The sequence below is a fragment of the Nitrosospira multiformis genome, from assembly GCF_003050865.1.
In the GTDB taxonomy this organism is placed as follows: Bacteria; Pseudomonadota; Gammaproteobacteria; order Burkholderiales; family Nitrosomonadaceae; genus Nitrosospira; species Nitrosospira multiformis_E.
Window position 1 is genome coordinate 1 of sequence record NZ_QAOK01000031.1, and the last position, 12,898, is coordinate 12,898.

Annotated in this window: 12 protein-coding genes and 1 tRNA gene; 6 read left to right on the top strand and 7 right to left on the bottom strand. The window is 51.4% G+C overall.

Annotated features, from left to right (window positions below):
* Window positions 1-163 precede the first annotated feature (163 nt).
* The 3 genes from C8R21_RS13100 to C8R21_RS13105 all read right to left on the bottom strand — a co-directional run bounded on the left by C8R21_RS13100 (window position 164) and on the right by C8R21_RS13105 (window position 1,506).
* Window positions 164-239 (bottom strand) — tRNA-Asn (locus C8R21_RS13100).
* A 322-nt stretch (window positions 240-561) separates the two neighbouring features.
* Window positions 562-711 (bottom strand): hypothetical protein, encoded by a 150-nt coding sequence (locus C8R21_RS15970; RefSeq protein ID WP_181258945.1) that lies wholly within the window; start codon window positions 709-711, stop codon window positions 562-564.
* Window positions 712-1,287: 576 nt separating this feature from the next.
* On the bottom strand, window positions 1,288-1,506 hold the full coding sequence (locus tag C8R21_RS13105; protein WP_107763108.1) for a hypothetical protein: 219 nt from the start codon (window positions 1,504-1,506) through the stop codon (window positions 1,288-1,290).
* Window positions 1,507-1,830: 324 nt separating this feature from the next.
* On the opposite strand from C8R21_RS13105, the gene C8R21_RS13110 reads away from it, so the two are divergent.
* Entirely contained in the window at window positions 1,831-3,066 is a 1,236-nt protein-coding gene (locus C8R21_RS13110; RefSeq protein ID WP_107763109.1) for a vanadium-dependent haloperoxidase, read from the top strand.
* 548 nt (window positions 3,067-3,614) lie between these two features.
* Window positions 3,615-3,812, top strand: coding sequence for a hypothetical protein (locus tag C8R21_RS13115; RefSeq protein WP_107763110.1), 198 nt, complete (start codon window positions 3,615-3,617; stop codon window positions 3,810-3,812).
* A gap of 146 nt (window positions 3,813-3,958) precedes the next feature.
* Here the strand turns inward: C8R21_RS13115 and C8R21_RS13120 are convergent, their stop codons facing one another.
* Window positions 3,959-5,395, bottom strand: a complete 1,437-nt coding sequence (locus tag C8R21_RS13120; RefSeq protein WP_258192407.1) for a homospermidine synthase — start codon at window positions 5,393-5,395, stop codon at window positions 3,959-3,961.
* Window positions 5,396-5,933: 538 nt separating this feature from the next.
* On the opposite strand from C8R21_RS13120, the gene C8R21_RS13125 reads away from it, so the two are divergent.
* Window positions 5,934-6,296, top strand: a complete 363-nt coding sequence (locus tag C8R21_RS13125) for a hypothetical protein (protein ID WP_107763112.1) — start codon at window positions 5,934-5,936, stop codon at window positions 6,294-6,296.
* Between the two features lie 117 nt (window positions 6,297-6,413).
* On the opposite strand, the gene C8R21_RS13130 is transcribed toward C8R21_RS13125, so the two are convergent.
* Together C8R21_RS13130 and C8R21_RS15975 are read right to left on the bottom strand one after the other, a co-directional pair.
* The gene (locus C8R21_RS13130; protein ID WP_258192408.1) at window positions 6,414-8,276 is read right to left on the bottom strand and encodes a GumC family protein; all 1,863 of its coding nucleotides are present in this window, start codon (window positions 8,274-8,276) and stop codon (window positions 6,414-6,416) included.
* Between the two features lie 652 nt (window positions 8,277-8,928).
* On the bottom strand, window positions 8,929-9,081 hold the full coding sequence (locus tag C8R21_RS15975) for a hypothetical protein (protein WP_181258946.1): 153 nt from the start codon (window positions 9,079-9,081) through the stop codon (window positions 8,929-8,931).
* Window positions 9,082-9,090: 9 nt separating this feature from the next.
* Here C8R21_RS15975 and ygiD point away from each other — a divergent pair, with 9 nt between their 5' ends.
* Entirely contained in the window at window positions 9,091-9,828 is a 738-nt protein-coding gene (gene ygiD / locus C8R21_RS13140; protein ID WP_258192409.1) for a 4,5-DOPA-extradiol-dioxygenase, read from the top strand.
* A gap of 55 nt (window positions 9,829-9,883) precedes the next feature.
* Here ygiD and C8R21_RS13145 read toward each other — a convergent pair whose 3' ends face one another.
* Window positions 9,884-10,993 carry an NAD(P)/FAD-dependent oxidoreductase gene (locus C8R21_RS13145; protein ID WP_107763115.1) on the bottom strand — a complete coding sequence of 370 codons (1,110 nt, stop codon included), beginning with the start codon at window positions 10,991-10,993 and terminating at the stop codon, window positions 9,884-9,886.
* 168 nt (window positions 10,994-11,161) lie between these two features.
* Here C8R21_RS13145 and C8R21_RS13150 point away from each other — a divergent pair, with 168 nt between their 5' ends.
* On the top strand, window positions 11,162-11,839 hold the full coding sequence (locus C8R21_RS13150) for a dioxygenase family protein (RefSeq protein ID WP_107763116.1): 678 nt from the start codon (window positions 11,162-11,164) through the stop codon (window positions 11,837-11,839).
* A 63-nt stretch (window positions 11,840-11,902) separates the two neighbouring features.
* Entirely contained in the window at window positions 11,903-12,898 is a 996-nt protein-coding gene (locus C8R21_RS13155; protein ID WP_107763117.1) for a phosphotransferase, read from the top strand.

The following is a 12,898-nucleotide window of genomic DNA, read 5'->3' on the forward strand; positions in this document are numbered from 1 at the left end:
GAATTACCGCATGAGGGTCTTGGCTCAATGCGGTTGGAACGGTGTGATCAACCGTGTCTGATGAATGACCCATCCCCCGTTAATGGGAAAGAGCCTAAAGTAGCAATATGGTAGCAATGAAGAAGGTTCTGGCTGCGCAACTTCTTGTAACCAACTGATTCGTTGGCTCCCCGACCAGGGCTCGAACCTGGGACCTGCGGATTAACAGTCCGTCGCTCTACCGACTGAGCTATCGGGGAATTGGAGAGGTGCATATACTAATAGCTTAAGCCAAGCTGGTCAATCAGGAGGGACGAGTTATTGGGCTTGACAGGAGCCATTAAGGCTGATGGAACTGAAATGCCGTGGCCTTGTATCTCAACAAAAGGGGGAAATCGACTTGCAAGTAGCGCGGCTCAGAAAAGTTATGCCGGCCCCCTAGTACAGACCACTTCTTGCTCGTCCAACATTAAATTTCCCGTAAGGGATCACGTTTAATGTTGGACGATCCATTTAATGAAGTATTTTATTTTGTTTGCGGGATTTACCAGCGCTTATGCGCCGGTAAATTTTCTGAAGCGATCAATAATTTCTCTCCGGATCTTTCTCGGGCACGACAATAATTTTTTCCTTTTCCTTTTCTTTTTCTTTTTCTGCAGGACGCTCTACGGACACACAGCCCGTGATTTGAGCGAGCAATAACGTCGCTATAAACAATTTTAGTATTTTCATAGGGAATGATCCTTTTGTAATTCGGCATGAAGTAAATGGGCCGAATTATTACAATAGGCTAAAGCTGTAATCAAAGCCGTTCGTTAGCACACATTATTGACGAACAAGTTTTCTTTGTATCCGTCCGAGAACCAGCGGAAGAACATATCTACCGGGAAGATTTCTCTTGACATTTAGAATAATCCACAGTTACGTTCTGAGTTCAGGGCCGAAAATTGCCGTGCTCTTCGGAGGTTGCAGTAAAGCTTGACTTTATTTTAATTTATTGATAGTAAAGCCTTTTTAGAAATGTTCAAAAAATAGCCAGACAAGAAAAAGCTGTTACAGGAGGGCGACTTACTCTTCCTTTCATCAGCTTATCAACAAACTTATCCACAGCAATTGTGGAAAATAAAACGCCTGATTTAACGGTGTCAGGAAATGCAAAAGGTGCTGCATACGGGGGAATTCAGACGAACACTTGCGCATCAGGAATCCTTGTCATTTTCGCTTGCTTCAGCATTCAGGATTCCTGATTGAAAGACGCTTCTTGAAGCCTGGTCAAAGCATCAAACAGTATTAAACGTCCGTCTGTTTCTACCGTACGGGCTTTTCATACTCCTCTTGCCGCAATGCCGCTTCCACGACTTCCTTGGCCTCCACGATGTTCTTTACGTGCGACAGATCGATTCCCGGATTGGGATAGCTATGCCAGAAAGAAAACCCTGCGGTCGTGATCCACAATAACCCTCTTACATGCTGTTCTACGAATACCTCCTGATGATGCTCATCAACTATCTTCCATTCAATATCCATCGTTAAGACTCCTCCGCATCTGGAAATGTTAATATAACTGATCAAACTCAGACTGTAGCAGTTATACTTTCATACTAATACCAATTGCTTCATTCTGCACTCGTCCTGAGGCCCCCAGCACTAATTGAGTGAATGCCTGCAAGCGCTGGTTAGCCGGCAAAACCAGAAATACTACGAGCGATGTTCGTTTTCCTCAATCTCCCGCCTGTTTCATAGTCCGTTGCCCTATCGGGATAACGTTCAGCAGCATGCACCTCGGCAGGAAGGGGCTTTTATGCCGATTGATATATCCTATCCTGCCCAATCGTCAGCAAGGAAAAAACAATGACTCAAGATGTAAAGAAAAATCGGTTACTGGTATTGGCAATAGTCGTTATACCTATTCTTGTCAGTTCCGCAGCGCGAGCCGACGCAGTAACGCACTGGAACCGCGTGGCAGGCGATATTATCGTGGACTCGGGATTGGGCCCGCTACCGGCAGATCGTGCTCTCGCGATCGTGCAAACCGCGGTATATGAGGCAACAAACGCAATTACCCAGCAATATCCGGCCAGTGATCTCAAGCTGAAAGGCAAGCCGGAAGCCTCGGTTGAGGCCGCCATTGCAGCGGCAAATCGCGCTACGCTTACAGCCCTGGTACCGGCGCAACGGACAGCTATTGATACTGCCTATCGCCAGGCGCTCACCGCCATCCCGGACGACATCGCAAGAAGCGATGGTCTTGCGATTGGCGAAAAAGCCGCAGCGGGAATTCTGTCGCAGCGGGCACAGGACGGTGCCGATGCAGGAGAATCATATCGCCCGCGCACCTCTCCCGGAGTCTATGTGCCTACTGTAATACCGGAAGCGCCGCACTGGTTGCAGATCAAGCCCTGGCTTATGGACAATCCTGCTCAATTTCGTCCCGGCCCTCCTCCCCAACTGGAAAGCGAGCTATGGGCACGCGACTATAATGAAGTCAAAGCGCTGGGCGGGAAGCACAGCCAGCGCACTGCTGCCCAGACCGAAATTGCCCGTTTTTGGGAAGAAGTAATGCCTCCGATCTACCATGGAGTGATGCGTTCGGTTGCCGAAGCACCGGGAAGGGAGATCACCCGAAATGCGCGCCTCTTTGCAGCGGCAACCCAGGCTTCGACCGATGCGCTTATAGCGGTATTCGACGCCAAGTATCATTACGGCTTCTGGCGCCCGGTCACTGCCATCCGCAATGGCGATCTTGATGGAAACAACGCCACGGAACGGGATCCTTCATGGGTTCCCTTTATCGACACACCCATGCATCCTGAGTACCCGTGTGCCCACTGCATCGTCGCAGGCGCGGTAGGAACAGTACTGAAAGCAGAGATCGGTGCAGAACCCGTGCCGCCTCTGGCTACTACCAGTCGCGCGGCGGGCGGCGTGATGCGCAGTTGGAAAAATATCGATGAGGTCATCCAGGAGGTAGCCAACGCACGCATATATGATGGAGTGCATTATCGCAACTCCGGCGAGGTAGGCACCGCCATGGGCAGGCGAATTGCCGAACTGGCAGTCATGAAATATTTCCGCACTGACCAGTAAGCTTTTATGTGCCCTCAGAAACTCTCCCTGAGCGCCCGCCTTGCGCACGGCGCTCACGGTCCCCGTGCGATTTCGTGCCGGCGCCTTTCCACATTCGAGACGATATCAGCCACAGTAAATGAGGCAGTCAGTGTTGAAAATGGGCTTGACAAATTGAAGTAATCCACAACGTCACAAAAGTCCCATATCTTCGAAAAATCTCTTTTTCAAAACTTCCAGTATATAAAGCTTATTTATAAGCAACTGAAAATAAATATGTTTTTTTGAAGACAAAAAATGGCCGAATAAAAAAATCCGTTACGAAGACGTTACTTACCGATTGTGCTCATACCTTATCAACAAAGTTATCCACAGTTATTGTGGAAAACAAAATCCTTGACAGGCATGAGTGAAAGGGCCATGAAATCGGCAATAAATGACGAAATGAACATGTCGGGGAACAAAAGCGTCCGGAGTGATGCCTAAAAATTTTATGGCGACGTTTTGCCGTTTGTTGTTTGAGTGTAAGCGTGTAGCGGGTTGTTCTAACGGACTTTAGGAGGTCGAACGTGAAACAGCATGTCACTTTGCACAAATACATCCTTTTTTCTGACTTGCTCGATAAAGGAGCCGAAATTTTTACCAAGAAAAAACTCGAACATTCTCGATCGAAGGCCGATGCACCTGATAGCATGGGAAAAAATTCGCCAGTTCCAAAGTCTGTCAGCAGATCAAAATCTCCCCAGGAAAGAAAAGAAAAAGTTTAGCAGTTCAAAAACTCAGGAATGCAGCGGCAGCGCCTGTTCCCGCAGCTGTTCCATACGCAACAGCAATGGCAGCGCATCTGGACTGTCACATGAAAAGTGAAGTCCGGTTGAGGAACTTCAAAGATTCGAGCAGCAGATCTTATATTCTATGTTACGCGGACATTCTTGAATTGCCAGGGGTCATCCCTGTCGATATCCTCGTCAAATAACCATCCTCGATCCTGCAACGGAGTCCAGCCCGAATAGACCCCTACAAGCTCTCCGAGATAAGGCCTGGCTACCTCCAGGACAAGCTCGTGGTCGATTACTTCAGGTTCCACCACCCCCGATCTGGGATTCTGCAGAGCCCATATCATCCCGGCAAGAATGCCAGCCACGACCTGCAAGCTGGTAGCGCTATTGAACCGTGCAAGTCGGCGTGCTTCCCGTATAGATAACCGGGAACCATACCAGTAAGCGCATTTTGCATGGCCCATGAGCAATACGCCAAGCTCGTCCGTTCCCTCCACCAGTTCATCCCGAAGAATGCGCTTTTTCGCCTGTACCTGCCAATTTCTGCCTGCCAGTTCGTGAACTGAAAGTACAGCATCGTCACAGGGAAGATAAGCGTAATGCACCGTCGGGCGGTAAATTACTTCTCCCTTTTCTCTCAATGTCAGGTGGTCGGCTATCGAAATGGATTCGTTATGGGTTATCAGAAAACCATGATACGGTCCGCCGAGGGGTGTCCAGCTCCGCACGCGGGTAGAGGCGCCGGGGCGGCTGAGATAGATGGCGGCATCACATCCGAATCCATGGTGCGCCCCATCCACCGGCCAATGGCGTTCATGACTGCCCCATCCCAGTTCCGATGGCTGAAGACCTTCCCCGACAAAACCATCCACCGACCAGGTGTTGACAAACTCATCGGGCTGTTTGCGTTGGGAAGCAACCTGGGTATCACGCTCTGCAATGTGGATTGCTCTTATGTTGAGCCGATGCGCAAGTTGCGCCCATTCGCAGGAGTTTGCCGGTTTTTTCACTGCCATGCCGGTGTCAGCAGCAATGTTCAGTAATGCCTGTTTCGCAAACGTCGAGGCAAGCCCCGGATTCGCGCCATGCGACAGAAGCGCGGTGGGTCCTCCCCGCTTTTCCCGCGCAAAAGTGAGCGCTTGCTCACGCAATGCATAATTGGAACGCAAAGACGGGGAAACGGATTGGTCAACATATCCGCCGGCCCAGGGTTCGATGCAAGTATCCAGATACAATGCGCCTCGCCGCCAGCACAATTCCATCAGGGCAAGGCTGGAAACGTCTACTGCGAGATTAAGCAGAAAATCTCCCTCATCGAGCCAGGGCTCCAACACAGCAAGATAATTTTCCTCGTTCAGCGAATGGTGCATGAATAAGACGCCAAAATGGCGTGCGATGTCGCCGCCATGTTCATCAGCCGTAATTATCCTTACCTGATCCGGACGCATCTCGATATTCTGAAACAGTAACGAAAGCAAAGCCTGGCCTACGCTGCCAAAACCCACTATTATCAAATTCCCCTGCAAATGCGCGTGTTTGGTATTTGCCTGCTTGTGTGCTTTCATTTCCATATCGAAATTAACCCTCCTCCTTATTGCCGGTCACTGCCATCACTGCCTTTTCCAGTTGTCAATCAGTTTTGTCCCATAACTTCCCGATTTCGATCCACGTATCATCCACACTGATATTTATCGCAGGTAGAATCCTTTGTCGCAGACAGGCTCACTGAGATGGCGTAGATCCCTGCCCGTACTCACGCTCCATCCTTTCCACTCTTAGCTGCCGCCAGACCAGGATTGCGAACGTCCTGGCAAATACTCCTCCTACCAGTCTTTCCGGCATGGATTTCCCTCGATCAGGAACTGGTGGAGTCGAACAATGGTCAAACCATTATTTTAATATACCCTTCAAATTGCATGTGACCCTGCCGGAGCCGGATGTGACCTTGTCATCGTACCTCGTACCAAGGGTAACCGGTAACGCAAGTAAAATGGAGGTAAAAGGGTCGGTTCGAATGCAAGGGTGTTATGTTGTTTCATTTTTATTGTTATTTATGGATGCGGCAGCTTTTGAACTGATTCACCTTATTGAGACTTAAGGAAAAGTGCTATGACGAATTCTAATTGTATCCTGCCACAGCATGAAAATCATACCCATCCCCACGGCCCGGAATGCGGCCACACTGGCGTAGCGCATGATGACCATGTCTGCTACCTTCATGATGGCCATCTGCATTACCCGCACGGCAATCATATCGATGAGCATGTCATAGACGTCGGCGAGACCAATCCCCAGGACTGTACTCCGGGACATGAATGCGAAGGTCACGCGCAAGGCCATGTACACGGCCCCGACTGCGGACACGAAGCCGTGCCTCACGGAGACCATGTGGATTATCTGGTCGGGGGCCATCTTCACTATCCCCATGATGACCATTGCGACGATCATGGTCCGGTGAAGACATTGGGGTGATCCTGTCTCCAGGCACTCCTTCGGAGAACTTCCTCAAGCCGAAGAGGTTGACCGGTTTAGGAAAGGGTCTAAGGCTAAGGGAAGGGCAGTGTATTGCTTGCGCGAGAGGTATTCCGCTCAGATTACGAGCAACGCGGGATGCAGCATTTCGATCTCGTACAGAGGCCGCCCCTGCTGTGGAGGCGAATAAGCGCTGTAACTCGAAATCACCGAAGGGTCGAGATGACCGACGATCTGCTCCAGATCGGAAAGCCGCAAGCCCTGGCGTACAAGATAAGTAATGTAACTATGCCGGACCGTCTCGGCGGTGATTTCCTGGGGATCAGGCAATCCCGAATCGATTACGGCGCAAACCAGCGCTGTTGACAGATCGACCCGTGTCTGCGAATCATCCGGATCCCATACCGGACGATTGCCAGATTGCTGGAACAAGGATTTGAGCGGATTGCTGAGCGGCACCGTCCTTGGAGATCTTCCGTCTAGGTTGATGACATTGGCACGCTCGTTGAGCTGATTCGCCTTCAGTGATGCTGCCTCATCGATGTCGAGGCCACTGAGCAGCAAACCGATAAGCTGCTTCCCTTTCAGGCTGGCAGCGTTGATCAGGGTCCGTAACTGATGGCTCGAAAGTTCCCTGTGCGCCGGTTTTGACAAGGCAAAGTTGGTTTTCTGCTCTAACGGGTCGGCTTTGGCCCCGAGCGCGGCATGAGGATGATCAATCAGTTCGGCAGCAGGCGGTGTATATCTCTCCACACCGAATACCGCAATGGAAGGCTGTTGTTCCTTTTTTTGGGTCAGATACTCAAAAACCCACACGCTGATCAACCCCAGCAGCAGGGAACCGGTGAGCGCTATCAAGGCTTCACGACTGTAGTTCGGCCTTACTGGCTCCCTTGACTCATACGCCCTGCTGATCACATCGACCTGCGGATATTTGTCCTTGCGGCCGGTTTTCACCTGTACCAGCCGTTCCTGCGTATCCCGATACAGCTTTTCCAGCCCCTCCAGATCGCTCTTCAACGCCTCGTGCTGGGTAAACTTTGTCGCGAAGAGCGATGCCCGCTGCTTGTGCTCGCCCAATTGTTCGCGAATATCCCTGACAGTCTGTCGTGCGGCCGCATAATTTACCTCGGCCTCGTTCAAGACTACATCTTGACCGCGCAACCGCTTATTGTTGATAGCAGTCTCGAGTTCCTTGATCTGCTCAGGGAGAGACTTCAAGTCGGGTTGCAGGTTTAAGTACTCGCGGGTAAATTTTTTATCGAATTCCGTCAGTTTTTCACGTGAATCATGCAGACGCTTCTCGAGGTCGGCCAGGCTGATTTTCTCGTCGTCTGGAACCACTGCCTTTCCCCGGGCAATTGCGGCCCTGATAGCATCCAGTTGCGCTTTCGCCTTGACTTCAGCCTCGGAAGCCTTGTTAAGCGACTCGTTCAGCCCCTTCAGCCGGGCCGACGGTTCATTCTCATCGCGCTCTGTCGATAGAATGTTGTTGTTTTCCCGGAAGGTCTCCAGCGCCGCTCTCGCCGCAGCAACCTTGTCAGCCAACCCTTCCAGCTCATCCTCGACAATACGTTCAGTATTGCTCTTCAAACGTTTTACTTCTTCCCCTCGCGCTTCCTGGTATACGTCTATCCATGTATTGATGAGCAAAGGCAAAAAGCGGGGATCTGAGCCTTCCGCCGTGACCTCGACGAGGTTGGTTTCGGGAACAGGCTCGACGGCCAATAAAGTCTGAATATCAGATTCAGTCAACCGATTTAGAGATTTGCCGACGGGAGAAGCCTTCAATTTCGCCAGGGTTTCGGCAGCAAGCTCCCGTCCCAGCAGGATCTGGCGCTGGATTGCAACGTGCTGGATATCGGCATTATCGCTCTGCTGATCGATCGGTGTCATGGCCGAAGTAAGCAATGTCGCGCTGCTGCGATAAATTGCCGGCTGGCTGTAAACGTAAGCAAGGCTGATAGCGGCGCTCGTCATAAATACGAGCCCAAAAATATTGAACCTGCGGGATTGATACCAAGGGAATTCACTCTTATCAGCAATCCGCCCCATTTGGTGTGAATTGCCCCCAAAATGCAAGTTGACTCTGTTTTTCATCATGCCTGCAATTCCCCTGCTCCAGCCGCGACCATGCCATCTATCACCCACACTCCTCCGCGCAATTCTTCCATTGATTCGATACAAATGTCACGCGATAAATGAAGCTTTTGTACGGTGCCGCACAAACGGGAAAGGGTTCATCCTCTGACAATGGGCCCATCCAAAAAAGCAGCGATATTCATATTATTGTAAAACGCTTGCTTTAACTTGACGGTTAGCAATCGCACGCTTGATGCACATAGGGTTTGTACCAAAACCGGAACGCAAATCAGAATCAGCCTCTTAATCCTTTCAGGAAACGCAAAATGAAAAAACATCGTGATCAGGTTCTGTTCGGCAATGCCTTTGCTTCGTTCGATCCCCGATCGGCGGCATTTCGGCAAAAAATGTTTGAACATTTTCAGACAAATAAATGCAAGCAGTGGAAAACGGTTGAAAGATTACCGGAAACGGGAAAAAATCATGGTGTGATATACTTTAGAGAAAACGTGTAAGAAGCTCCCGTCCGACCACGGGTATACCGCTATCTCTACACGCTTTCCTGCGATTGCCAATGTGCTTCCGGCGTGACTTTGATAATCATGGCGTTCCAGTAAGCCCGGCAGCGCCCCTCCAACTTTACCCACTTCCATAGCTTCTGCCCAATCTCATGACCGCAATGCCCGCCATCTTCGTAGGCCATGGAAACCCTATGAATGCCCTGTCCCGCAACGCGTATACTGAAGCCTGGTCCGCTATTGGCACGGGCCTTCCGGCCAAACCTGAAGCTATCCTTTGTGTTTCCGCCCATTGGTACATACCGAAAACAGCGGTAACTGCACAGGAAAATCCACCCACGATTCATGACTTCGGGGGATTCCCGCAGGAGCTGTATCAAGTCCAGTACCCGGCGCCCGGGTCCCTGGAACTTGCAGCGGAAGTTGCGGATTTACTCCTGCCGGATGCGGTCATGGACACGACCTGGGGGCTCGATCATGGCACCTGGTCGGTCCTCGTCCATATGTTTCCGGATGCGGATATCCCCGTCATTCAATTGAGTATAGATGAAACCAAAGAGGCCGCATGGCATTATGAGACGGCGCGAAATCTGGCGCCGTTGCGGGATCGTGGCGTCCTTATCCTGGGAAGCGGTAATATCGTCCACAATCTGCACACCTATTCATGGGGAAAGCATGATGCAGAACCCTATGACTGGGCTCTACGGTTTGAAAAAATGGTCCGTACAGCGCTGAGATCAGGCAATGTCGAATCCCTGATTGCCTATGAAAAGCTGGGAAAGGACGCGTTGCTATCGGTGCCAACCCCTGACCATTACCTTCCGTTTCTCTATATTCTTGCTCAGAGGCAGCACAACGAGGAAATCAATTTTCCGGTGGAAGGATTTGATGATGGATCAATTTCCATGACGGCAGTTCAGATCGGCGTATAAGGCCCGCTTATCTGAAGCAAAGGTTGGGCCCCCGTATCTCCACGAAAGCCCTTCCTCAGGTTTCCTTTGCCTCCCTTATCTCTTTTAACCTATGGTAATGGTACGCGGCCGTCTTTTTCTGAGCGGCGACGCGTTGGCGTATCGCATTCTCAAAACCCGGCAGATCGAAAAGAAAATTGCCTTCAGCTTTCTGCAAAGCCTCCAGTAACATGTCTGCGCCGAGTTGCGCGGATTCGATTGCCCACTCGATCCCCGTTCCGCTGAGAGGGTCCGGCGCCGCCGTTGCATCTCCGACTGCAATCCAGGCATCTCCACCCATTGCTGGAAACGCCGTCGCGCCAGCCGTGCGGCCGGATATCGGCCGCTGATCGGAAGCTCCTGCCGACAGTGGCGCGAGAAGACGGGTACACTGCAATTCCTGAAAGAAAAAATCCTTTAAGCGCGACTGCCGCTGCTTGAGTTCATTCCGTTCGATACAAAAACCGGCAAAATAGCCTTTTCCGGCAGGCAAAGCGTACCACCAGCCACTGCGTGTACCCTCGATATAGAGAGTATGGCCGGGCGCCATCCGTGCCTGGAGCGAAATCATAAGGGCAATCTGCGAGGGCTCCGATACAGGTACATGGTCAAAAAACGGTAGCGGCACGCGGCCTGTCGCAAGCACTATAAAACGCGCATAAATAGCACGTTCGCCTGCGCCGGAAGTGGTTTCACTGGAAGGTGCCTCCTGGGAAGAGCGCGCGATCAGCCGCCATCTGTCACGCTGGCGCTCCACGCCCACTACTTTGGCATCGGGGATTATAGTGCTGCCCGCATCGACAGCAAGATTTCGCAAAGCTTCATCCAGAAGCGGACGCTCAATCGCTACACCCGCACCCCATGGATTAAACATTGCATTGAATATTATTGGCTCGGCCGTATCCCACAGCGAGACAGTTTCATGAATCTCTATTCCATGCACTACCTCTGAAAAAAAACCGGGACAATACTGCTCGATAAAATGACGCGCCCGACCCGATATGAGTTCGATGCCGCCTGGAGCGTAGCCTCCCCAGTACACCAGCTTTACATCGACACCCGCACGCGCGAGCGCAAGCGCGCAGATGGCGCCCGCAGGTCCACCACCTATGACAACAACATCCGATATCCTCCGGTCCGGAAACATTTGCTGCTATCGGCTCTTTTTACTGGCAAACAGGACTATTCTGTACTACTGTCATTTTATAGGGAAGAACTGGGTAGTGATGTCGAGAGGCAGGATTGCCGGTTCACGTTTCCCTCTCCGTGATTCTTGGAAACCGGAACCAGGCACGGCTAAAAGAGGATATCAATTATGCGCGCTAGCAAAGGAAAACAAGAAGAATACCGGACTATCAGTCGCCGCACTATTTTAAAAGCGTCTGCCGCCATGTTTGCCGCGGGTATGTTGCCTGCGAGTGCAGTTTTTGGGAAGGTCCTGGATCGGACACAGGACCAGATTCTGGGTCCCTTTTATCCCATTATGAGCGAACCCGATCGCAGCGGGGACCTCACACGGGTACCCGGAGGATCAGGACGCGCCAAGGGGCAGCCCGTCATCATCAGGGGAACAGTACGCAATCCTGATGGCAAACCGGTGTTGGGCGCAGAGGTTGAAATCTGGCAAGCCAATGCTGCGGGCCGCTATGCGCATCCCGACGATACCAATCCCGCGCCCCTCGATCCCAATTTCCAGGGCTTCGGCGCAGCGACTACGGGTCCTGACGGCTTCTACCAGTTTAAAACAATAAAGCCGTTGCATTATCCGGCAGGCAGCATTGGAATTCGGCCGGCTCACATCCATTTCGATATCAGAGGCCGTCGTGACGAACTGGTAACCCAGATGTACTTCGAGGGAGACCCCTACAATGAGAAAGATTCTTTCCTCCAAAGCGTTCTCAATCCGGACGCATTGATTGTAAAGCTGCTTTCGCCAACCGCAGAGGAGCCTGAGTTTATGGTTGCAGTATTCGATATTGTCTTCAGGGGCTAGCTGCTCAATGCAACTGGTTCTTTGTGCAGGCACATTTAAAAACCGGAGGTATCGTAGAGGTTAATGAAATACTTAGGCCATCTGTCGACAGATGACCCCTTTTATGAATACCTCCGGCATGACATCCTCCCGGCGCTGCATACCGTGAATCATCCGGATTTCAGGGTTTATGAGCTGCGGGCCTCCAACCATGTTTACCTTTATGAAGAACGGGACAGCGGAGCGCGGGTTATCGGAAAATTCTTCGGTGGCGTTCCGCATATCGGTCCTGACGCTGCATTGCGTCATATGGAGCAGGAGTTCAATAATTTGAATTACCTGCGCAGAATCGGCTTCAATGCCTATCCCCACTATGTAGCGCGTCCCCTTGGCCGCAACGCCAGCCTTAATCGCGTGGTTGTGGAAGAATATTGCTACGGCACACATTTTAAACATGTCATTCTCAAGGCGATCCGCGAGAATGTGCGCGATGTTCTTTTCCAGAAGCTTACCGCGCTCGCTTATTCTCTTGCCACGCTGCATAACCGGACAGCCCACGATAGCAAGGTGGATTTCAACAAAGAATGCGATTACTTTGACCAAGTCATGAACCGATTGCTAAGCGCAGCATGGATTGGATGGGATCAGGCGCAGGACTTGTACCGGCTAAAAAACCGATGGAGGGACAAAGCCTGCATGTGGGAAGACTGCAAGGTTCTGATCCATGGCGATGTTACTCCGGATAATGTTCTTTTTGGCGATGGCCTTTGGGTCATCATGCTCGATCTGGAGCGGATGAAATCATCTGACAGGGTGTTTGATCTGGGCCGGGTCGCAGGCGAACTCCAGCATTTCTTCTTGCAGCAGACGGGCGAGAAGTCGCGGGCCGAACCCTTTATCGGGCATTTTCTATGGGAATACAGTTGTCATTTTCCCGATCGCGATGCAGCCTTCGCTGCGATAACCCGCCGTCTTCCCTTCTATGCCGCACTCACTCTCCTGCGCATCAGCCGCAATGCGTGGATCGATGGGACGTATAGGGAGCGCTTACTGGATGAAGCCAGGAAGACGTTGGCCTGA